Genomic DNA, 20418 nt, shown 5'->3' with positions numbered 1-20418 from the left:
ACTTCTTTCCATATAGATCATTAGTAGCTTACCACTAACATTTAGAACCGTTACTCCTTCCTCATTTTTTTGTTTTTTGATAAATTAGCAAAAAATTAAAAGGATAAGTATTCCTGATAGTGGAATTATTTACCTTGCGTTTGAGTCAAGTGGATAGGAGGATCTTGTAGTTTTATATTTTAATATCCTTGAAGGGAAGAGACGAAAAGTGAATAGTCCAAAACAAAGAATATTCATTATGTTGCTAGTAGCTATTTTTCTAAGCGTATCATTTGGAGGAAGTGGATATGCGAAATCAAATTCCAAATTACTAAACAGCCACATGTCACCCATGGAAATGAAACAAGATGACAAGGAGATTATAGGTAAGGTAAGAGAAGGCATTCATGCAACGAAAAATGCTAGGCTTCTAATTCAATCTAAAGATAAAAACTCAAATTGGAAGTATGTTATGACTGATACAAATGGAAACTTTCAAACGAAACTGACAGACGGGAACTATGCTGTTAGAGCCATACAGACGGACGACCAAACTTGGTTTAATACCGAAGCTACGTTTTCTGTTGAAGAGGGGGCAATAACTTCATCAAAGAAAAATGAAATTCAAATTCCAAACAAAAAGAAGCTATCATCTCCTCAGTCTAAGTCAGGACTAAACGTTCAAGGTCAGTTAAATGATGGGGAAAAAGGATTAAAAGGTGACCTCTTAATCTTTAACATGGAAAGTGAATATGAGGAATTTTATACCGTTTCAAGTAAAGGAAATGGAACTTTTGCAGCTTCATTACCAGATGGAAACTACTTGCTCTTCGGGGTTAGTATCGACAAAGGATACTACCCATATGATCTTCCTTTTACCGTAGAAGGTAAGGATACTTATATTTATGATGAAATCGTATCATCTCTAGATATTCAACTACCTAAAAGCATATATAAGGGAAGTGTAAAGGATAGCACGAAACCAATCTCTCAAGCTTCCATTATTCTTGAACAAGTACTAGACGAGCAACACTACGATTATGAATTTATTGAATATGTAGTTACTGATAACAAAGGTAACTTCCACCTTAGGCAATTATCAGATGGTCTTTATACGATTAGTATTTATCACCAAACTTACTCAGCATGGGAATTCTTAAAATTCGAAATAGTTAACGGTGAAATAATTATTGAAGGTAATGCAGTTCCTTCACTTGAAATTACAGTACCTGATTTAAGCTTAAAGGGAACCCTCCTAGATGGAAAAAAACCAGTTACAAATGCTTATGTAACTTTTGCTGAATATGATGGGGAAGAGTATATCGAATGGTATGGTGCTCCAGTCGATGAAAACGGGCAATTTAAATACCGCTTAAATGATGGCTTCTACCAAGTGATCTCAGTAGATGAAGCAACAAGAAATAATTATTTGACTATTCCGTTTGAAATCCGAAATGGGAAACTCATTCAAGATGGAAACGGAAAACCATCACTCAATATTACACTACCACCTGTTACTTTTACTGGGAAGCTAATTGAAAATGGCCAAACACTCGAGGGACATGTGTATGTGGAACGAAAATTAGAAGAGGACGATGATTATTACGAGTCCTTCTTTGCTTCTACGGACAGTAAAGGTTTGTTTTCTTTACGTCTATCGGATGGTTTCTACTCAATCAATGGCGGCTATCTTTATGAGGAAAATGGGGACTTTGCCGTTTACGCACCTTTTGAAATCAGAGACGGCAAGTTATATGTTGATGGAAAAGAACAATCGATGTACGAACTATATGTACCGCCAATGAGTTTACATGGCGTTGTCCTCGATGGCGGTGTACCTGTAAACTTCGGTGATTTAGTCATTGCTACAAAGGATCGTACTCAACATTATTGGAAATGGCTCGAAGCAGATGGCACGTTTTCGATGCGCTTGGCCGACGGAGACTATTTAGTTGAATCGGTTTACCTGTATGATGACACAAGTGCACATTTAAATGTACCATTTACCATCCGTGACGGAAAGCTTTATCAAAACAATAACTTACAAGAAAAACTAGTAGTCAATGTTCCACCTATTACGTTAACAGGTCTGCTTTTGGATGAAGGTGAGCCGGTTTCAGGTGGAGTCGAGGTCATGTCGATCGGAGATGCTGATGAAGTGAACTTTTACTGGAGTTGGGCAGAAGACGGTGCATTTAAATTCCGTTTACCTGATGGCGAGTATGAAGCCATATTTGTTTATATATCAGATGGAACAACGGATTGGCCTGCAATCCAGTTTAGTATTGTAAATGGACAATTATACATCGGCGGTGAGAGGGTAGATCAGCTTGAGATTACAGTTGCACCAGTGACATTGACGGGTACCATTTTTTCAGGGGATAAAATTGTTAAAGATGGATATGTAGCTGTCCTGTCTGTAAATGATCTAGGTGAACAGATGAATTGGTATGATAGTTGGATTTATGATAATGGTACTTACAAGTTCCGTCTTCCTGATGGTGATTATCAATTATACTACGTTGACACATTCGGGGATATCATTTACTTTAACAAGCTTTTTACCATTTTAGAAGGGCGATTACAGGTCGATGGAGTACCAATTGATGTTCTTGATATTCAATTGTTAGACGGAATTTCAGAAAGCGAGCAAAAAAATGCAGCTTAAGTAAAATAGGAAAAGGTATGTACAAGCTTTAGCGTACATACCTTTTTTTATTCCGGAAATGAATGTTTTAACGGAGATTTCAGCGATTTCGTCCCGAGTGAACCTCTTTAGCTGTAATCTAGTATCACTTGGATATGCTATTAGAGTTTATTCAGTTAATCACAGTAGTCTATTGTCTGCAACCACCAGTATATTGTCGGAATTCGCTAGTTTATTGTCCGTTTTTTAATTTTATTGTCCGGTTTGAAAGATTTATTGTCCGATTTCACCTATTTATTTGCCAAACTGTGTCCACAACAAGTTTTGGACTATCTATCCTGCTAGTAGAAAACAATAGCACTACATCTTACAATAATGACCAGTTTAATCTACCACTTACACTTTTACATCCAAAAATCTGCTTTCCTGACGAAGTGGTTGAATGCCATAATTAGTAAATTCCACTTTCGCTGTGTATGTTGTAGCTTGCTTGTCTGCTTTTTCAAGAACACTCGGTTGTTGTTTCTGTTGACGACGTTGACGCTTATCAAATGCAGCTAATGTGTGCTTCGGTTTTCTCACTAATGGTTGTCTTGGGGTAAACATCAGGTTTGATATCATCGTTTTTTCTCCTATCGATTGTGGATTTTTTTATGTAATTCATATGCCTATTTTTGAGATCTCTTTTCAGCATTCCAACTTAAAAAAACTTGAAGAAATGCAGGTCTTTTACATAACTATTCGAATAGAAAAAATGATTTTAGGGGGTAAAAGGAAAGATCGTTAATAATTGAGAATATAGTAGTAGCATGGGTTTTAATTGGAAGGGATATGTAGTAAAAACGTTTAATGGAAAGCTATAACTAATTACCTAATGGCCAAAACAAAAATTTAAAAAAGCGATAACTAAAGGGAAAGAGAGGAGAGAATACGTGTGGTTCACATACCAGATCTTTAATTAGGGAGAACTTTCTGTGTAAACATGGTAGAATGGAAATGAAGAAATTTATGGTAAGGCAGGAAATGACACATGGGAATTTATTCGATATTAGTCGCTGTCATGTTTATCATCAATATGCTCTTTGCGGGAGTCATTATCTTCATTGAGCGGAAGGATGCTAGTGCGACGTGGGCATGGATTTTAATTTTATTTTTTATTCCTTTTCTCGGATTTATTATTTATCTGTTTCTCGGGCAAAATCTAACACGAAAACGATTGTTTGATACAGATGGAACAAAGAAGATCGGTATAGATCGTGTGATTGCAGAACAAATCAGTCAAATTAAACATTCGGAGTTTCCATTTGATAACGAAACGACAGAGGCATATAAAGATTTAATTTATATGCACTTAAATAATAATGACTCAATGTTAACAAAGGGAAATGACATTGAAATTCTTGTTGATGGACGTAAGAAGTTCGATACATTATTGGAAGATATTCAGCAAGCAAAGGACTTTATCCATATCCAATACTATATTATTAAAAATGATGGTCTAGGAAAACAAGTCATTCAAGCACTCGTGGAAAAAGCCAAAGAAGGTGTGAAAGTTAGAGTGCTATATGATGAACTCGGTTCACGTAAATTAAAGCGAAAACATTTTTCGGAATTAATAGCAGCTGGGGGAGAGATCGGTGTCTTTTTTCCATCGAAGCTCGCACCCATTAACTTACGTCTTAACTATCGAAACCACCGGAAATTAGTAAACATCGATGGGTATGTCGGCTATATTGGCGGTTTTAACGTCGGCGATGAGTATTTAGGGTTGAACGAAAGGTTCGGATATTGGAGAGACACACATTTACGAATTACTGGACCGGCTGTTGACTCGATTCAAAAAAGATTTATTTTAGATTGGAACCAAGCATCCAAGCAATATTTTATCAATTATGACCCTCATTATTTTCCAAAGAAAATCGGTACCGGGAGAGCAGCGATGCAAATCGTCTCCAGCGGACCAGATTCTGAATGGGAGCAAGTAAAAAACGGCTATATTTATATGATTATGTCCGCCAAACATTCAATCTATATTCAGACGCCTTATTTTATACCTGATCCAAGCCTTCTTGATGCCTTACGAATCGCTGTTTTATCAGGGAAAGATGTCCGTATAATGATCCCAGACCGTCCCGATCACCCGTTTGTTTATTGGGCCACATACTCCCATGTGGGTGAACTTTTAAAAACCGGTGCGAAAGTATTTATTTATGAAGAAGGATTTATCCATGCAAAAATGTTAGTCGTTGACCGTAAAATTAACTCCGTCGGTACAGCAAACATTGACATGAGAAGTTTTAAGTTGAACTTTGAAGTAAATGCTTTTATCTATGACAAGGAGACATCCGAACAATTAGCCGATCAGTTTGAAAAAGATATGGAATTGTGTACCGAGTTAACGCAGCAACTATATGATCAGCGTTCGAAAGTGATCCGTTTTAAAGAGTCGATTTCAAGATTGTTGTCACCAATTCTATAGTAAAACCTCATATTAAACACATGAGTATAAGGCGCTCTTTCCGTAGGAGGTAGGCGCCTTTTTTAATACGAAAATTCTCAGTTGATGTACAGGAACTTACGCAACCTCCCATTCATATAAGTAAGCAAACGTAGTAAAAGGAGTTATCGAAATGTACATGGATGCACTGGCGAAATTAGGGGTGGGAGGAGCCCATCCAGGTGGGTTGTCCTTAACGGAAAATTTAATAAAAGCCGAAAAAGTCGATGCCCATTCTCATGTGTTAGATATAGGTTGTGGGACAGGTCAAACTTCAGCTTACTTTTATAAGAAATTTCAATGTCACATAACAGCATGCGACATTCATCCGCTAATGATCGAAAAAGCTAATGAGCGGTTTAAACAATTAGAACTACCTCTTCAAGCGGTCATGGCTAACTCAGAAGCTTTACCTTTTCCAGATCAACACTTTGATTTTGTGATCTCTGAATCCGTTACTGCTTTTACGAACATTGAGCAATCGCTAAAAGAATTTTATCGTGTGTTGAAAAAAGGCGGAAAGCTGCTTGCGATTGAGATGACACATGATGGTACATTAGCGACTTATGACTTAAAGGAAATTAAAAAATTTTATCTACTAAAAAAAGTAATGACAAAGGAAGATTGGAAGAAAGCACTTAAAGATGTTCAGTTCTCAGCCATACAAATTGATCGTTTTAAAATGGACGAAAGCAATGCAAAAAATACGACCGACTTTCAACCATCACCTTCGATTGATAAAGAAGTCCATCAAATTTTTACAGAGCATGAAAAGTTAATGATCTTCCATCAATCCAGCATCTTTCCTAGCATTATAAAAGCTAAAAAGTAAAGTAAGGATCTTCTCATTCAAGTCTTCAACAATAGATCGTGGATTCCACCGATTGTAAGTAATTAAAGATCTGAGAAGACATAAGGCAGTTTCAAAACATACATTGAAAAATAGATCCGACAAATGTTGAGCGGATCTTTTTCGTTTTTGCAAAAATGTTGGTACTTAATCACCTCTGGATTCAATTCATATAAACCAACATTAGATTTACAGATTTTGTGACTAAATTATGGATAAATTTTCTCTCCATACTTTCTCGATACTTTTTTGCTAAATTCAGTAAAGGATAAATAAAAAACGACGAAGTTAGGGGAGCTTGAAAATGATGAATTATGGGGAACATTTCAATTGGATGATGAGTGGAATAGGTACAACATCTATGATCATGATGATGTTGTTTCACATTGCCGTTTTAGTCGGGGGTATCTATTTTATTATCTATCTAGTCAAGACATTCTCAAAAGATAAACCGATAGAGAAAGAAATAAGTGGGGTATCTATTCTAAATGAACGGTTTGCTAAAGGTGAGATAAATGAAGAAGAATACAAACGAATGAAAAAAACATTAGAAACTGGTGTTTAAGTCCAAATATTACCCCACCCACGTTACAATAAACTTTATATGTTACTTCACCTGTAACAAACAGGTATTCTAGTTTTTATTGACATACCATACTGGGGTATAGTAAGTTTGAAGCAACACGACATAACAACTATAACCAAATCAAGGTGGGGTATTATATGGTAAAAGAAGAAAAAATGATAAAGCTGGCTGTCAATGCCGGAGTTTCCTTTGGGGCCAAATTGAATGCGAAACAATTGCTAGTGATCGCTGAATATATGGATGATCATTCTGAAATCGAACTAACTACATTTCAACAACTATACATTGAAGTGCCAGAAAGCAAAAAAACGACAATCGAACAGAAATTTAATGAGGTAGGCTTAGTCTGTTATCCTGTCGGAAATTTCGTAAAAAGTTTACGAACGTGTAATTTTTGTAAAGGCGCTGAAGAGGAAGGTATGCCTGTAGCAATTGAATTAAACAAACGAATCGCAGGGAAGCCCGTACCATTTACTTTGCGTCCTGCTTATACAGGCTGTGAGGTTGGCTGTGGTGAACCGCTGATCAATGATATTGGTGTAATGAAAGTTGGCAAGAACGAATACGACCTCTATATTGGCGGAAAGACAAAAGGTGCTGATGCCGAAACAGGAAAATTATTTGAAATGGAACTGGTACCCGATCAGCTTTATAAAGTTGTTGATCAATTATTAGACATTTATGCTGAACACGGCAAAAAGCGAGAACCTTTTTATAAATTTGTTCATCGTTATGGTTTTGATCATTTACGAAACCAAATATTCGAACAGTAATTTTAGCATTAATCAATTGCTTTTTACAAATACCCTTAAGAGGTATCTAAAATTGAAAATCAACATGTAAAGGAGGGAATTTTAATGGGCAAAATGCTTTTTACTATAAAAGGAATGACCTGCGCGTCTTGCGTGAACCGCGTAGAAAAAGTCATAGCTAAGGTAGACGGAGTCGATGCAGTCAATGTAAACCTAGCCTCTAACCAAGCTCAAGTGGATGTGAATGATCAAGTAACAGCCGAGCAAATCCTTACAGCTATTGAGAAGCTAGGCTACGATGCGAAAAGAATAGATGACGAAGAGCCACAAAGAAAGTTACTGTTTTCTATAAAAGGAATGACGTGTGCATCTTGTGTCAATCGAGTCGAAAAAATGATCTCTAAGGTCAATGGAGTTACGAAGGTAAATGTAAATTTAGCTGCTCATCAAGCTCAAGTCGAAGGAGAAAAAGGAGTTCTTGAGGCGGACGCAATTATTCAAGCAATTGAAAAAATCGGCTACGAAGCAGCGTTACTTGATGAGCGTAATGAAATGGATGAAAGAGATGATAACGAAGAAGAAACAAAAACATTATTTAAAGATTTTTCAATAGCCGCTGTTTTAACTACGATCGTTTTAATTGGAAGTATTCCTCACATGATGCACGGTTGGGGTACGTGGGTACCGGACTTTTTAGCAAATCCCATTTTCCTCCTAGTCTTAACGACTTATATCCAATTAGTACCAGGTTGGCGTTTTTACAAAAACAGCTACAAAGTGTTGAAAAATAAATCAGCAGACATGAACGTTCTAGTAGCCATGGGTACAACTGCGGCTTGGCTTTACAGTGGCGCGATGACCTTGTTTCCAGCCCAATTAACGGAAATGGGGTTTCCTTATCAACTATATTACGATGTTACAACCGTAATCACTACGTTAATTCTACTTGGCCGGTATTTTGAAGCAAAAGCAAAAGGGAAAACATCGACAGCTATTAAAAAACTAATGAGCTTACAAGCTAAAACGGCTAGAGTGGTTCGTAATGGAAATGAACTTGAAATTTCGGTAGAAGAAGTGAAGATTGGGGATCACGTGCTCGTTAGACCTGGGGAGCGAATTCCAGTTGATGGTGTCGTCTTAAAAGGAAAATCTGCGGTCGATGAATCAATGCTAACAGGAGAATCGATTCCAGTAGAGAAAACAGTGGGAGATCATGTGATTGGTGCAACCATTAATAAATCTGGAAGTTTTACCTTTCAGGCCACCAAAGTAGGAAGAGAAACGGCTTTAGCTCAAATCATTCGAATGGTAAATGAAGCTCAAGGATCAAAAGCACCGATTCAACGAGTTGTCGATTTAATTTCCGCTTATTTTGTACCAACTGTTGTCATCATTGCTCTTCTTTCATTTATCGTTTGGTATTTTGTTGGTCCAGATCCAAGTCTTATTTTCGCTCTAACAACCTTTATCGCCGTGCTTATTATAGCTTGTCCCTGTGCCTTAGGGTTAGCGACCCCAACAGCCATCATGGTTGGGACAGAAAAGGGAGCAGAAAACGGGATTTTAATCAAGGATGCTACGAGTTTAGAAAGAGCTCATAAAATTAACACGATTATCTTAGATAAAACCGGAACCATTACAGAAGGTAAACCAAAATTAACCGATTTAATTACAGCAGGCCATTTATCTGAGCATGAATTATTGACTATGGCAGCATCCGTTGAAACAGCTTCTGAGCATCCATTAGGGGAAGCAATCGTTGAATCAGCAAAAGAAAAGGGAATAAAGATGGCTGAACCTGATTCGTTTGAAGCCATTGTCGGTCATGGACTGATCGCTTCCTTAAACAGTCAAGAAGTGTTAATCGGGAATATTAAGTTAATGCAGAAGTTTAACATTGAGCTCGAGTCTTATGAACAAACAGCAATTACTTTAGCTGATCAAGGAAAAACACCAATGTATGTTGCGGTAAACGGCCAATTTGCTGGGATCATTGCTGTCGCAGATACATTGAAAAAAGGAAGCCAACCTGCGATCACAGCGCTTAAAGGTATGGGTATTGAAGTAATCATGTTAACGGGTGATCATAAACGTACCGCAAGAGCAATAGCCAAAGAAGCAGGGATCGATCATTACATTGCTGAGGTACTTCCTGAACATAAAGCTGCAGAAGTTAAAAAGCTGCAAGATCAAGGGAAAGTCGTCGCCATGGTTGGTGACGGGATTAATGATGCTCCAGCTCTAGCTCAAGCTGATGTTGGGATTGCAATAGGGACCGGAACCGATGTGGCGATGGAAACTGCAAATATTACCTTAATGCGCGGAGATATTTTAGGTGTTGTTACTGCATTGCGCCTATCTAAAGAAACGATGAAAATGATTTGGCAAAACCTCGGTTGGGCGTTTGGCTATAACATCGTTCTCATTCCAGTTGCCGCTGGGCTATTATATCCTTTCTTCGGGATACTACTTAACCCTATGTTAGCTGGGGCTGCCATGGCATTTAGTTCCGTATCAGTCGTATTAAATACTTTACGACTAAGAAAGTTTAAATCAAGCACTGTGTAATAGGAAGATGGTACTTTATCTTATTGATAAAGTACCATTTTTTTGATGGATGGTCCAGTTAATGAACTCACTGGAGCTAATGCCCACGATAAATATTAATACTTTGTGTCATTCATGAAATACAGGACCACCTCGATAATTTCTCCATATTTTGTTGGTAATTTGTAGGTAAGGAATTAATTTATCATATAAAAGTGAAGGAGAGGAATTTATTATGAAGGATGTAACTATACCAGTTGAGGGAATGAGTTGTGGGCATTGTGTTTCAACAATTGAAGAAGCCTTAACACAGATTAAGGGAGTCCAAAGAGTACAAGTCCATTTAGCAAATAAAATGGTAACCGTTCAATTTGCGACTAACGATGTAACCATTCAAAAACTGAAAGAAGAAATTGAAGATCTAGGTTATGAAGTTCTTTAAGGTAAGAAGATCGTATTGTAAAAAGACATGAGAGCTACTGGGGGATTTGTGATGAGAAAAATTGGATATGTTTTAGGGAGTCTATTTTTAAGCAGTACAATACTTATAGGATGTGCTACTTCATCCTCTACAGCAGATGTACCTGTTTTTTATGTAGCCAATGCTGGAGATGGTACTATTTCCGTAGTCGACATCAATAATGAGGATACACAAAAAGTGATCGATTTAGACTATGAGCAACTTTCTCATGGGATTGCCATTTCACCAGATGAAAAAACCATTTACACAGGTACAGGTTTTTCAGGAAAAAGTGTTTTAGCAATTGATGCTGAAAGTCATAAGATTATAAGTGAAGCGAGATTTGAAGAAGGAGTTCACGGTATTGATATCCATCCTTCCGGAAACTACTTATATATCTCATTAATGGCTGGATTAGGAGAAGAAGGTGGGTCTTTAGCTGTAATTGATACTGACACGTTTGAAACTACGGCTTTTATTAGTACAGATAATGGGCCAGCGCACGTTTCTGTCTCCGTTGATGGTTCCCAAGTGTGGGTTGCAAATGTAAATTCAAATACAGTAAGTGTGATCGATGCTTATACTTTCCAAAATCTAGCTACGATTGATGTAGGAGAAGTTCCAAATGAAGTAGCACTAAGCCCGACCCTGGACTATGCGTATTCTGCCAATGTACGTTCAAATAGCATTTCAAAGATAAATATGTCTACATTTGAAGTCGTTGATGAACTACTTGCTGGTGAAGGAGTACATGGAGTGAACGTTTCCCATGACGGTAAACAAGTATGGACTGCTAATAATGACTCTAATAATGTGACCGTAATCGATAGTGATTCTTTTACTATTTTAGAAACAATCGATACAGGTAGTTACCCTAATCATATCTCTTTTTCAGTAGATGGTACGTGGGCATTTGTAACACACCGACAGTCCAACGACCTTTCTGTTATCGACACCAAAAAACGTCAAGTTAAGAATAGCCTTCCATTAGGAAAGGAACCTCATGAAATGACATTAAAAGGACTTGTAAAGAGTGACATAGATATAGAAGTAAGAAAAGATACATTTTCACATGAAACCAAACAACATATCGATGGTGTTGATCTTGAAGTAAACCTACTTTCACCTTATATAGATGACGATGTCTTAAAGATACTAGATCAGACAACTCTAGATTTGTTTGATTATTATGCTATCCAGATTAATTTAACAACACATTCTGGTGATTTAACTACGTTACCGTGGACGGAGATGATTTCCCTTACAAATGGGAGCGATAAGAACTTGGCTGTATTTGAATGGTTCGTTTTAAATAACGATTCACATCATCCTATTTTTTTAGCCATCTTTGAGAAAACGATGGATCATACACCATTACTCACTACCGCTGATGAACGCTTATATCTAGAAATTTCTTCATTTATTAAAACAGAAAAAGTTGAGATTCCTTTATTTGAATAATGAATTACTACTTACTAAATAGAACCCTCTGTTTTTAGAGGGTTTTATTTTATCAGACATTAAGCTAATGTTTTTCAAGTCATTCCAATCCCAGGTCATTCTTTTAAAGTTACAATTACGATGGACAAGAAGTAAACACCCCCTCAAGGATCATGAACTCCATTTATAACCAATTCCCCATACCGTTTTTAAATGATCATCAACAGGAAATCCTTGTTTACGTAATTTCTCCCTTAAATTTCGAATATGCGAATCAATCGTTCGGTCTTCTGTATCTACTTTTAGACCCCAAAGTGTTGACAGGAGATGCTCTCTAGAAAAGACTTTATTTTGGTACTTTAAAAATAATTCAAGAAGTGCAAACTCTTTCGGTGTCATCGGTATTTTTATGTTTTTATAGTGAACTTCGACGGTTGTAGGATCAAAGGTTAAACCAAGGAAAGATAAGGTATCATCCTCGGTGTCACGACTCGTTCGTCGAATAACTGCTTCCATTCTAGCAAGTAGTTCTTCTTCATCAAAAGGTTTGGATACATAGTCATCTGCACCAGTCTTTAAACCTTTTACAATATCACCTTTATCATTTCGAGCCGTTAGCATAATGATCGGAACATGGGAAAAATCACGAATATGTTTTAACGTAGTCCAACCATCCATTTCAGGCATCATGATATCCAATAAAATAAGATCTACACTTTGTTCCTGTACTACCGAAATGGCTTCTTTTCCTGACGTTTTTTTAATACACTTATACCCATAAGGGGTAATATATAATTCTAAGAGATCAAGCATCCTCTTTTCATCATCAATGAGTAAAACTGTCTTCATCAAAACTCTCCTTCAAACGAATAGTAAAACAAGTGCCTGCACCTAATTGACTTTCTACAGAAATCGTACCATTATGGGCTTCGACTAATTCTTTTACAATAGACAATCCTAATCCAAATCCACCTGTTAAACGAGACCGTGATTTATCAACTCGATATAATCTATTAAAAATATAAGGTAAGTCTTCACTAGGAATTCCTTGACCTTCGTCTTTAATTGAAATTAGAATATCATCGTTGTGTTTCTTCACGTTGATTTTCGTAACAGAATGTTCCTCTGAGTATTTAAGCGCATTATCTAATAAATTTAAAATAATTTGTTCAAATCGACGAGGATCGACTTCGACCGTCCAGTCACCTCGACAATATAATTCAAGTTGGTGACCTTGAGCTAAAAACACGTGACGAGCTTTATCATAGATCATAGATACAAAATCGTTAACACGGACTAATTGTTTCTGAATAGTAAACATATTTTCATCCATTTTAGCTAGTTCAAACAATTCTTGTAACAACTGATGAACATGTTCTGATTCTTCATGAATGATGGTAAGGTAGTGCATTCGTTCGTCTTCTGATAACGTTTTTCTTCTTCCGATGTCTGCATAACCTTTAATGTACGTTAGTGGTGTCCGAAGCTCATGAGAGATACTAGCTAAAAATTCATTTCGCTCTTTTTTTAAGTAACTTAGATCATTCGCTAGAGTCTGGATCGACTTCGATAATTCACCAATCTCATCATTAGACTTCACTGGGAGTGTTACTGAAAAATCACCGGTACTTAATTTCTTGGTTGCTTCTTTCATCGAAATAAGTGGTCGAGTTAACACCTTTAGTAACAAAATAATCGTTACTAAAAGGAAAAAGAGAATGAGTGCAACAGCTACTAAAAAGTGATCATTTAACTTCCCGATAAAAGCTTGAATCAGATTATTGCTTTTTAACATGTATACATACCCTTGATTTCCTTGAGAATCATCAAATGGTGATACTGTTGCAATATATTTTTGATCTTTCCAGTCGGCTTGAAGTACTTGTCCATCTCTAGGTAGATTAACGAATTCTTGTTGCAAGATAAATTGAATTCCATCATCAATTTTACTAGAAGCTTCCACAACTTCCCCAGTTAAGCTAGTAATCACTACTTCGGTATCTGTTTGATCTTCCATCATCGCGATGTGATGAAGCGTCTCATAATTAAACGACATTTCTAATACATCACGATGGCTATTTCCTCTTGCCTGTAATGAGTGAAGCTCTTCGTCTACGAGGGATTGAACGACCGTGTTATGTAGAAATAACATGGAAACAGACTCAATAATGAGAATACAAACAAAGAACCATAAACCTAATTTAATCGAGAATTTCATATTATTCACCTTTACCAATGGCTTAGTTTTCATTGAGTATGATCAACAGATGCACGATTTAGCACCATCATCCTCTTAATAAGACGACTAAGACTAATTTTAGCTGGAAAATGTCAAGAAAATATGCAGCAAACCGAAAAGACAGAACCAATATATAAAATACTATAATTTTACTACTTAATCTGCACATTTTCTTCAAGGATTATTGTTAAGCTTATTATAAATATTTTTAGTATTAAAGGTGATTTAAAATGAATATTTGTAAAATATCGAACCGAGGTATCATTAACTTTTCAAAGAAGATTCGAGACCAACTCAATTTGATGAACGGAAAATTATACTCCGTTTATATTCATCATAAAGATAGATCAATTATAATCGAGCCATCCAAAGATGAGACCACACATAATCAGTGCGTTTTTCACCAAGGAAAAATCACGATCCCAAAGGAAATTCGAAATCTATTAAAAATAAATGCAAATGAACACTTTATCATTGAAGGAATAGGGGAAAAGGTGTATTTACGAAGAGATCGTTAGGCAAATAACCTTAGAGCCGTTTGACAAACAAAATAACTCGGCGACAATTGACATAATAAAATTTGCTATGGAACACGTGAGAATAATTCCCACGTGTTTTCGCTTTATTTATACTGACGCTAATCTAATTATTTACTATTTATTTTAAAACTCCCACTGCATGTACACCGATTTTCTGTCATAAGTATAAGCAAGGAGGGGGTATCTTGAACCCATTTTATATTTACATTTCAATCAGCCTCTTACTTATAACAGTGCTTATTATCATCATCTCATTTATGCTAAAGGACAGACTGCTCCCGATGTACAAAATGGTTCTAGCCATGACTTTTGCGATGAACATCGGCTTAACCGTTGGTGTCCTATTTGGTGTCCTCTATCAAGGAAACTTATTTCTATCTACTGTGCTTTCGATTTTTATTGGTATAACGATAGGCGTATTATGCGGAATATGTTTTGGAATCGTGTCATCGATTGAAGGAGCAATGGCTGGTTTAATGGGAAGTATGATGGGAGCCATGCTCGGGGAAATGATCTCTGTACCTCAAGCCTCAACGATGTTAATGATCTTGTTAACGTTTTTAGCTTGTTCGATTCTATTATTCTTTGTACTAAGTCCCAATGAAAATGAAGGACGAAAATCGAATAAGATCTCGTTACTATTAACTCCAAGCCTAGTGATAATTGGGCTAGGTAGTTATTTACTATTTGGCTTTGAATTAAGTAAAGATAATGCTCGTACGGAAAATCATTCAGAACACCACCACGAAGGACACCAACATGACCATCTACAACGAAATCATTGACATCGATACCATCATGAACACCCCTGGTTTTCCTCCAACCTTAACTGTTAAGGAGAGAGAACTGAAGACATTTCTGTTGCCCGAAAAATATTAACAGTTTAAACTAAAACTATTAAACTTGAAAAATTTGGAGGGCAACATGAAGATCGATATCAGGCAAGATTTTAAACTTCTAATATGTAAGGGAAAGTATCAAAAGCGATGTCTAATAACAAAGAACAAACATTAGAAAAGAAACTCTCTCCTCGGGTAGAACCATACATACATTCGCCTGAAAAACAGCGACAATTATATAAAAGAACATTAATCATCATTGTGATTTCACAGATTTTTGGTGGAGCAGGACTTGCGGCGGGTATTACAGTTGGGGCACTTCTTGTGCAAGACATGCTCGGAACTGACAGCTATGCCGGTGTTCCCGTCGCTTTGTTCACCCTAGGTTCCGCTGTTGCCGCACTGCTCGTTGGACGGTTTTCGCAACGTTTTGGCCGCCGTTATGGGTTAGCATCAGGATTTATAGTCGGTGGTATTGGGGCGATTGGTGTTTTAATTGCAGCAGTATTTGGCGATTTAATTCTCCTTTTTGCATCATTATTTATCTACGGTGCCGGTACCGCTACTAATTTACAAGCGCGTTATGCAGGAACTGATCTAGCCACACCGAAGCAACGAGCGACTGCTGTAAGTATCGCTTTAGTTGCTACTACATTCGGTGCAGTTGCTGGACCGAACTTAGTTCATGTGATGGGGGAGTTTGCGATTTCGATCGGTATACCTCCATTAGCTGGTCCATTTATTTTAGCTGCTTCGGCCTACATTGTAGCTGGTTTAGTCATTTTGTTTTCCCTTCGTCCAGATCCGCTGATTGTTGCAAAGGCACTAGCAGAGTCGGCAGAAAGGGATACTCTGGATGTCCCTGAAATTAGGGAGGAGGAAAGCATACGAAAAAACCGCGGCGTCATTGTTGGAGCTACGATCATGGTCTTAACTCAAATTGTCATGGTGGCCATTATGACAATGACCCCTGTTCATATGGGACATCATGGTCATGGGTTAAGTGAAATTGGTCTAGTCATTAGCATTCATATCGGTGCGATGTATTTACCTTCGCTCGTTACAGGAATTCTGGTTGATAAGTTTGGAAGAATGACAATGGCCGTTGCCTCAGGTGCTACTTTACTTGCTGCAGGTGTTGTGAATGCTTTAGCTCCAGGTGATTCACTGTATGTCATGATTATTGCTCTCGCTTTACTTGGCCTTGGTTGGAATTTTGGCTTAATAAGTGGTACCGCACTGATTGTTGACTCGACGAACACGTCCAACCGCGCTAAAACACAAGGATCGGTGGATGTTTTAATCGCCTTATCCGGAGCATCAGGTGGGGCCCTATCCGGTATGGTTATGGCTCACACTAGCTTTACTTTTTTATCGTTAGCAGGAGGAATCCTGTCCCTCATTCTTATTCCAGTCGTTATTTGGTCACGCCATACGAAACGAGAGAATGAGAAAGCTCCAACTTAATGTTCATTCAAAAGAAGCCGGTTTCCTAGGTTAAGGAAATCGGCTTCTTTAATTAGATGTGTTACGAAATGACAAGCGCTGTCCAAAATGCCTCTCAATTGTTCTGAAGTGAATAGGTAGGCCCTTCAACTGCCGGCCTCGGCCGAGCCGCTTTGTACCATTGATAACATAAAATGAAAATAACCAGGATATCCACCGCATCTCCACCGTAATACATCAGCATTCCGCCGGTTTGAGCTTCGGCTGTAGCGATACCAGCAGGAGGGTTCGCGTAAATAAACTTGGACAATATACCGTGAGCTGCAAGTGCAATAATTAACACAATCGAGCGGTAAATAAAGCTGGTTCGATGGGGAGTCGGATCAATGTAAATCATAGCAATTGTAAAAACATACCCCGCCAGAAAGACATGAAAATGGATCAAAACATGGAGCCAACTATATTCATGCATGGCAGTATATAAATGGGTTGTATATAAAATCCATAGCCCGCCGACATTGAGTAAAGAAGCGACGATCGGATCTGTGACAAAGCGGACGTATCGACTTTTTAACAAACGAGAAACCCGTCTAGCAAAAGGAACAGGAAGTGTTCTTAAAATAAGCGTCATCGGTGCCGCAAGAACCATTAAAAGGGGAGCGAGCATCCCGAGTAGTAAATGTCCTACCATATGTACACTAAAATCCAGATGCGCCTGTTCCGCTAATGGCCCCGCTACAGCTACTATCGAACAAACTGCACCAGTAACCCAAAGAGCCGTTCGATAAACAGGCCAAGGTTTACCTCTACGACTAGAGACAAACACCGCCATTAAATACACGACTAATCCAATGATAAAAGGGAGCGCCAAGACAACTTGTGGTGCAAGACCAATCGTATGGTGCAGATGACTCGCATCCGTATGATAATTATGATTATGATGGGTCATTTGATACTGTTCCTCCTACCGTTTCTTTTCGTCTTGTTTTAAAGGTGAGAATAACACCAACGATGATAAGAGCAACAGCAAAAATGTTCCAAATGATATCATAAATAATGACATTTTCTACATAACGGATTTGATGAATTCGCATGATCTTATGTTGAATAATTCCATCGTATAGCTGAAATACACCGGCGCCAAGAAACACGCCACCCCACCATCTAGTCACCCATAATGCATTACGTCGCCTGAGATCGGCAAACAAAAATAATCCAGCAATTGTCGCAAACCAACTAAACGCATGAAATAAACCATCGGAAATTAAACCAACACTTGTTGTTGATAAATCATAAAAATGATGCCAATGCAGCAGTTGATGAAACACGACTTCATCGAAAAACGCAATTAAGCCGAGCCCGAACAAAATACCTGACCAAAGATTACGCCTAGAATAAAGGTGTCTATTTATTTGCTTCGAGGCTTGATGAGAATTGGCTATATCTTTTTCCATAACATCCTCCAATGCTGTGTAGTTCCTTAAAAAATAGGTCATCTTCACATCATCTACCTATTTTCTCCATGTTTTAAGAAAATAGTCAGGTCTCATGTTGTTTTGAGAACAGCCTAATAGGAAGTTAACGCAACTTTTTTATATTAATCAATATATTGGCGCAATTCCGGATATATCGGCGGAACACAAATTTACGACGAAACTCAAAGATTAGAGACGTTTCGCTAAACTCTTATATACCCCCACTAGAAACCTAGTGAATTTTTTCATGTAAACAACGATGCACAAGAATACTGTATATTTACATATAATACTTGTACCAAAATCCTATTTTGCCAAGCACTATAGACCTAAAATCTATCAATTATCCCTAACATAACACTGTCTCAAAAAAGAAGGGCCAGCCCCTAGCACTGCAACAAAGTAAATAGTTACTAGAACTATAACCTTATTACAAATTAGTACTAGGGACTGACCTTTAAGGTTGCTAACTATCCTATTACTCTTCTGCCTCTAAAGCGTTGCCCAAACCAATATTTCCGATAGCGTCTAGAATTCCAGTCAGAACTCCAAGTAATTGTTGGATTTGATCTTGTGTTAATTCACCAGCAGGAGAACTTAATCGTACACAAGGTAATTCTAATTGAAGTTCAATCCCTAGTAACACAATATCGATCGGACATGGAATTCCAATACATAGAATTTCATTTCCTGTACAACAGCTGTCTGGACAACCGTTATTGTTATTATTGTTATTATTGTTATTATTGTTATTTCCCATTGACGTAACCTCCTTTCTCTTAACATAGTTCCATCTATATGATTTCTTTCTACTGTCGCTTGTTCTAGTACCTAGAAAATACTAGATGTTCGTTTGAATTAATCAAAATAAGTCAAATGTAGTAGAAGTCTTTGTCTAAACCTTAGTTATTGAAGTGACATATGTTATATAAAGAGAGGAAATTAATATACCAATGGTGCTAAATTCCCTCTGATTTAGCTAGCACATGAAGAATAAGGGGGTTCTTGCTGTGAAACAAAAGCATGATCAACACCAGGAGGGAGCATTATGGGAAACGAGGAAAATCGAACGATGATGATTGGAATTTTAGCAGCGAAAACGAATCAAACATTAAAGAAAAGACTAAGCTGTCTTATCGACCTTGCCGGAACATCTCAAGCTGGACAGGTTGTTGCCTTCTCGCTAGAAGGAATCAAACGTCAGCAAACCCTTATCTATGGATTTTTATACTGTCTCAAACTAGGAAATTGGATAAAAGTCACCTGTCGAATGCCACATGCTATCATCAATCAAATTTCACTAAATCCGAAATGGCAACGCTTTTTTAATAAAAGGGTAGGGGGAAAGATGATTAACAATTTTACCGTTTCAAAGTGGAAGGTGTATAGATGGTTATCCACCCACCATAGATTGTGTAATCATATCCCTCTAACGAAGAAGGTTAACACTGTGGATGACATACTGCAGTTTCTAGAAGACCATGAACAAGCGATAGTAAAACCGATGAACAAAAGCTACGGGATAGGAATTTATAAAATGAAAAAGCAAGAAAACCTCTTTCTCATAACGTCTCAAGCGAAAAACCAAACTATAAATAAGTATTTAAATAAAGAAGAGTTCCTTGATTTCTTTAGAGATAAAAGATTTAACCGTAAATATATCATTCAAGAAGTCATTAATTTATATGTTAACGATTATCCGATCGACTTTAGACTCATTTTAGTAAAGAACGGATTAGGAGAGTGGGAGGATATAGGGTTAATCGCACGAAAAGGGATAAAAAATGGAATTATTACGAATGATGGAATCTTAAAACTGGGTAATTCGGCATTACAAAACTTACTTTCCTTACCTAGGTCCGTTGCAATCGATCTTAGAAAAACCATCACACAACTCTCAATTGAAGCTGCCAATTATTTAGAAGAAAATGCAGGATTAGGTGCTAACTTAGGGAACCTAGGAATGGATATAGCCATTGATCGTAACCGAAAAATATGGATAATCGAAATGAATCATCGAAACCCACGACACCGCATGGGGATCGATGCTGGAGATAGTGGTATCTATTATAAATCTAATGACCTGCTCATGGATTACGCCTGTTACTTGTCTAGAACTTGA

Annotated in this window: 18 protein-coding genes; 12 read left to right on the top strand and 6 right to left on the bottom strand. The window is 37.4% G+C overall.

Annotated elements, in window-relative coordinates; genetic code table 11:
- The first annotated feature begins 208 nt into the window (after positions 1-208).
- Positions 209-2647 carry a hypothetical protein gene (locus AC2VNP_RS02335; protein WP_486915758.1) on the top strand — a complete coding sequence of 813 codons (2439 nt, stop codon included), beginning with the start codon at positions 209-211 and terminating at the stop codon, positions 2645-2647.
- A 375-nt stretch (positions 2648-3022) separates the two neighbouring features.
- Here the strand turns inward: AC2VNP_RS02335 and AC2VNP_RS02330 are convergent, their stop codons facing one another.
- Entirely contained in the window at positions 3023-3247 is a 225-nt protein-coding gene (locus AC2VNP_RS02330) for a hypothetical protein (RefSeq protein ID WP_486915756.1), read from the bottom strand.
- Between the two features lie 409 nt (positions 3248-3656).
- On the opposite strand from AC2VNP_RS02330, the gene cls reads away from it, so the two are divergent.
- The 7 genes from cls to AC2VNP_RS02295 all read left to right on the top strand — a co-directional run bounded on the left by cls (position 3657) and on the right by AC2VNP_RS02295 (position 11779).
- Complete coding sequence (gene cls / locus AC2VNP_RS02325; RefSeq protein WP_486915754.1) at positions 3657-5105, top strand: cardiolipin synthase; 1449 nt, start codon at positions 3657-3659, stop codon at positions 5103-5105.
- 151 nt (positions 5106-5256) lie between these two features.
- A complete protein-coding gene (locus tag AC2VNP_RS02320) occupies positions 5257-5955 on the top strand; it encodes a class I SAM-dependent methyltransferase (RefSeq protein ID WP_486915752.1) in 699 nt (232 codons plus the stop codon).
- Positions 5956-6277: 322 nt separating this feature from the next.
- Positions 6278-6538, top strand: coding sequence for an SHOCT domain-containing protein (locus AC2VNP_RS02315; protein ID WP_486915751.1), 261 nt, complete (start codon positions 6278-6280; stop codon positions 6536-6538).
- A gap of 158 nt (positions 6539-6696) precedes the next feature.
- Entirely contained in the window at positions 6697-7332 is a 636-nt protein-coding gene (locus AC2VNP_RS02310; RefSeq protein ID WP_486915749.1) for a nitrite reductase, read from the top strand.
- A gap of 84 nt (positions 7333-7416) precedes the next feature.
- Positions 7417-9879: a heavy metal translocating P-type ATPase gene (locus AC2VNP_RS02305; RefSeq protein WP_486915747.1), complete on the top strand. Its 2463-nt coding sequence runs from the start codon at positions 7417-7419 to the stop codon at positions 9877-9879.
- A gap of 214 nt (positions 9880-10093) precedes the next feature.
- Positions 10094-10300 (top strand): copper chaperone CopZ, encoded by a 207-nt coding sequence (gene copZ / locus AC2VNP_RS02300; RefSeq protein WP_486915745.1) that lies wholly within the window; start codon positions 10094-10096, stop codon positions 10298-10300.
- 51 nt (positions 10301-10351) lie between these two features.
- Positions 10352-11779, top strand: coding sequence for a YncE family protein (locus tag AC2VNP_RS02295; RefSeq protein ID WP_486915744.1), 1428 nt, complete (start codon positions 10352-10354; stop codon positions 11777-11779).
- Between the two features lie 150 nt (positions 11780-11929).
- Here the strand turns inward: AC2VNP_RS02295 and AC2VNP_RS02290 are convergent, their stop codons facing one another.
- Together AC2VNP_RS02290 and AC2VNP_RS02285 are read right to left on the bottom strand one after the other, a co-directional pair.
- Positions 11930-12607 carry a response regulator transcription factor gene (locus tag AC2VNP_RS02290; RefSeq protein WP_486915742.1) on the bottom strand — a complete coding sequence of 226 codons (678 nt, stop codon included), beginning with the start codon at positions 12605-12607 and terminating at the stop codon, positions 11930-11932.
- Positions 12585-13976, bottom strand: coding sequence for a sensor histidine kinase (locus AC2VNP_RS02285; protein WP_486915740.1), 1392 nt, complete (start codon positions 13974-13976; stop codon positions 12585-12587). Before AC2VNP_RS02285 ends, AC2VNP_RS02290 begins: the two co-directional genes overlap by 23 nt.
- A 251-nt stretch (positions 13977-14227) precedes the next feature.
- Here AC2VNP_RS02285 and AC2VNP_RS02280 point away from each other — a divergent pair, with 251 nt between their 5' ends.
- The 3 genes from AC2VNP_RS02280 to AC2VNP_RS02270 all read left to right on the top strand — a co-directional run bounded on the left by AC2VNP_RS02280 (position 14228) and on the right by AC2VNP_RS02270 (position 16842).
- Complete coding sequence (locus AC2VNP_RS02280; protein WP_486915738.1) at positions 14228-14515, top strand: AbrB/MazE/SpoVT family DNA-binding domain-containing protein; 288 nt, start codon at positions 14228-14230, stop codon at positions 14513-14515.
- A gap of 206 nt (positions 14516-14721) precedes the next feature.
- The gene (locus tag AC2VNP_RS02275) at positions 14722-15321 is read left to right on the top strand and encodes a hypothetical protein (protein WP_486915736.1); all 600 of its coding nucleotides are present in this window, start codon (positions 14722-14724) and stop codon (positions 15319-15321) included.
- A gap of 201 nt (positions 15322-15522) precedes the next feature.
- Positions 15523-16842 (top strand): MFS transporter, encoded by a 1320-nt coding sequence (locus AC2VNP_RS02270; RefSeq protein ID WP_486915734.1) that lies wholly within the window; start codon positions 15523-15525, stop codon positions 16840-16842.
- A gap of 94 nt (positions 16843-16936) precedes the next feature.
- Here AC2VNP_RS02270 and AC2VNP_RS02265 read toward each other — a convergent pair whose 3' ends face one another.
- The 3 genes from AC2VNP_RS02265 to AC2VNP_RS02255 all read right to left on the bottom strand — a co-directional run bounded on the left by AC2VNP_RS02265 (position 16937) and on the right by AC2VNP_RS02255 (position 19056).
- Complete coding sequence (locus tag AC2VNP_RS02265) at positions 16937-17770, bottom strand: cytochrome c oxidase assembly protein (protein ID WP_486915732.1); 834 nt, start codon at positions 17768-17770, stop codon at positions 16937-16939.
- Positions 17757-18275 carry a DUF2243 domain-containing protein gene (locus AC2VNP_RS02260; RefSeq protein WP_486915731.1) on the bottom strand — a complete coding sequence of 173 codons (519 nt, stop codon included), beginning with the start codon at positions 18273-18275 and terminating at the stop codon, positions 17757-17759. Before AC2VNP_RS02260 ends, AC2VNP_RS02265 begins: the two co-directional genes overlap by 14 nt.
- A gap of 499 nt (positions 18276-18774) precedes the next feature.
- Positions 18775-19056, bottom strand: a complete 282-nt coding sequence (locus AC2VNP_RS02255; RefSeq protein ID WP_486915729.1) for a hypothetical protein — start codon at positions 19054-19056, stop codon at positions 18775-18777.
- A 288-nt stretch (positions 19057-19344) separates the two neighbouring features.
- Here AC2VNP_RS02255 and AC2VNP_RS02250 point away from each other — a divergent pair, with 288 nt between their 5' ends.
- Positions 19345-20418, top strand: coding sequence for a YheC/YheD family protein (locus AC2VNP_RS02250; protein WP_486915727.1), 1074 nt, complete (start codon positions 19345-19347; stop codon positions 20416-20418).

It is taken from the genome of Alkalihalobacterium sp. TH-98, assembly GCF_057473385.1.
Note: the sequence above shows the minus strand (reverse complement) of the source record. Positions and strands in the feature narration are given on the sequence as shown.

What these genes read in the sequence shown, in the direction of transcription:
- AC2VNP_RS02330 (WP_486915756.1), bottom strand. Translation starts at nt 3,247, where the DNA reads ATGATATCAAACCTGATGTTTACCCCAAGACAACCATTAGTGAGAAAA.
- cls (WP_486915754.1), top strand. Translation starts at nt 3,657, where the DNA reads ATGGGAATTTATTCGATATTAGTCGCTGTCATGTTTATCATCAATATG.
- AC2VNP_RS02320 (WP_486915752.1), top strand. Translation starts at nt 5,257, where the DNA reads ATGTACATGGATGCACTGGCGAAATTAGGGGTGGGAGGAGCCCATCCA.
- AC2VNP_RS02315 (WP_486915751.1), top strand. Translation starts at nt 6,278, where the DNA reads ATGATGAATTATGGGGAACATTTCAATTGGATGATGAGTGGAATAGGT.
- AC2VNP_RS02310 (WP_486915749.1), top strand. Translation starts at nt 6,697, where the DNA reads ATGGTAAAAGAAGAAAAAATGATAAAGCTGGCTGTCAATGCCGGAGTT.
- AC2VNP_RS02305 (WP_486915747.1), top strand. Translation starts at nt 7,417, where the DNA reads ATGGGCAAAATGCTTTTTACTATAAAAGGAATGACCTGCGCGTCTTGC.
- copZ (WP_486915745.1), top strand. Translation starts at nt 10,094, where the DNA reads ATGAAGGATGTAACTATACCAGTTGAGGGAATGAGTTGTGGGCATTGT.
- AC2VNP_RS02295 (WP_486915744.1), top strand. Translation starts at nt 10,352, where the DNA reads ATGAGAAAAATTGGATATGTTTTAGGGAGTCTATTTTTAAGCAGTACA.
- AC2VNP_RS02290 (WP_486915742.1), bottom strand. Translation starts at nt 12,607, where the DNA reads ATGAAGACAGTTTTACTCATTGATGATGAAAAGAGGATGCTTGATCTC.
- AC2VNP_RS02285 (WP_486915740.1), bottom strand. Translation starts at nt 13,976, where the DNA reads ATGAAATTCTCGATTAAATTAGGTTTATGGTTCTTTGTTTGTATTCTC.
- AC2VNP_RS02280 (WP_486915738.1), top strand. Translation starts at nt 14,228, where the DNA reads ATGAATATTTGTAAAATATCGAACCGAGGTATCATTAACTTTTCAAAG.
- AC2VNP_RS02270 (WP_486915734.1), top strand. Translation starts at nt 15,523, where the DNA reads ATGTCTAATAACAAAGAACAAACATTAGAAAAGAAACTCTCTCCTCGG.
- AC2VNP_RS02265 (WP_486915732.1), bottom strand. Translation starts at nt 17,770, where the DNA reads ATGACCCATCATAATCATAATTATCATACGGATGCGAGTCATCTGCAC.
- AC2VNP_RS02260 (WP_486915731.1), bottom strand. Translation starts at nt 18,275, where the DNA reads ATGGAAAAAGATATAGCCAATTCTCATCAAGCCTCGAAGCAAATAAAT.
- AC2VNP_RS02255 (WP_486915729.1), bottom strand. Translation starts at nt 19,056, where the DNA reads ATGGGAAATAACAATAATAACAATAATAACAATAATAACAATAACGGT.
- AC2VNP_RS02250 (WP_486915727.1), top strand. Translation starts at nt 19,345, where the DNA reads ATGGGAAACGAGGAAAATCGAACGATGATGATTGGAATTTTAGCAGCG.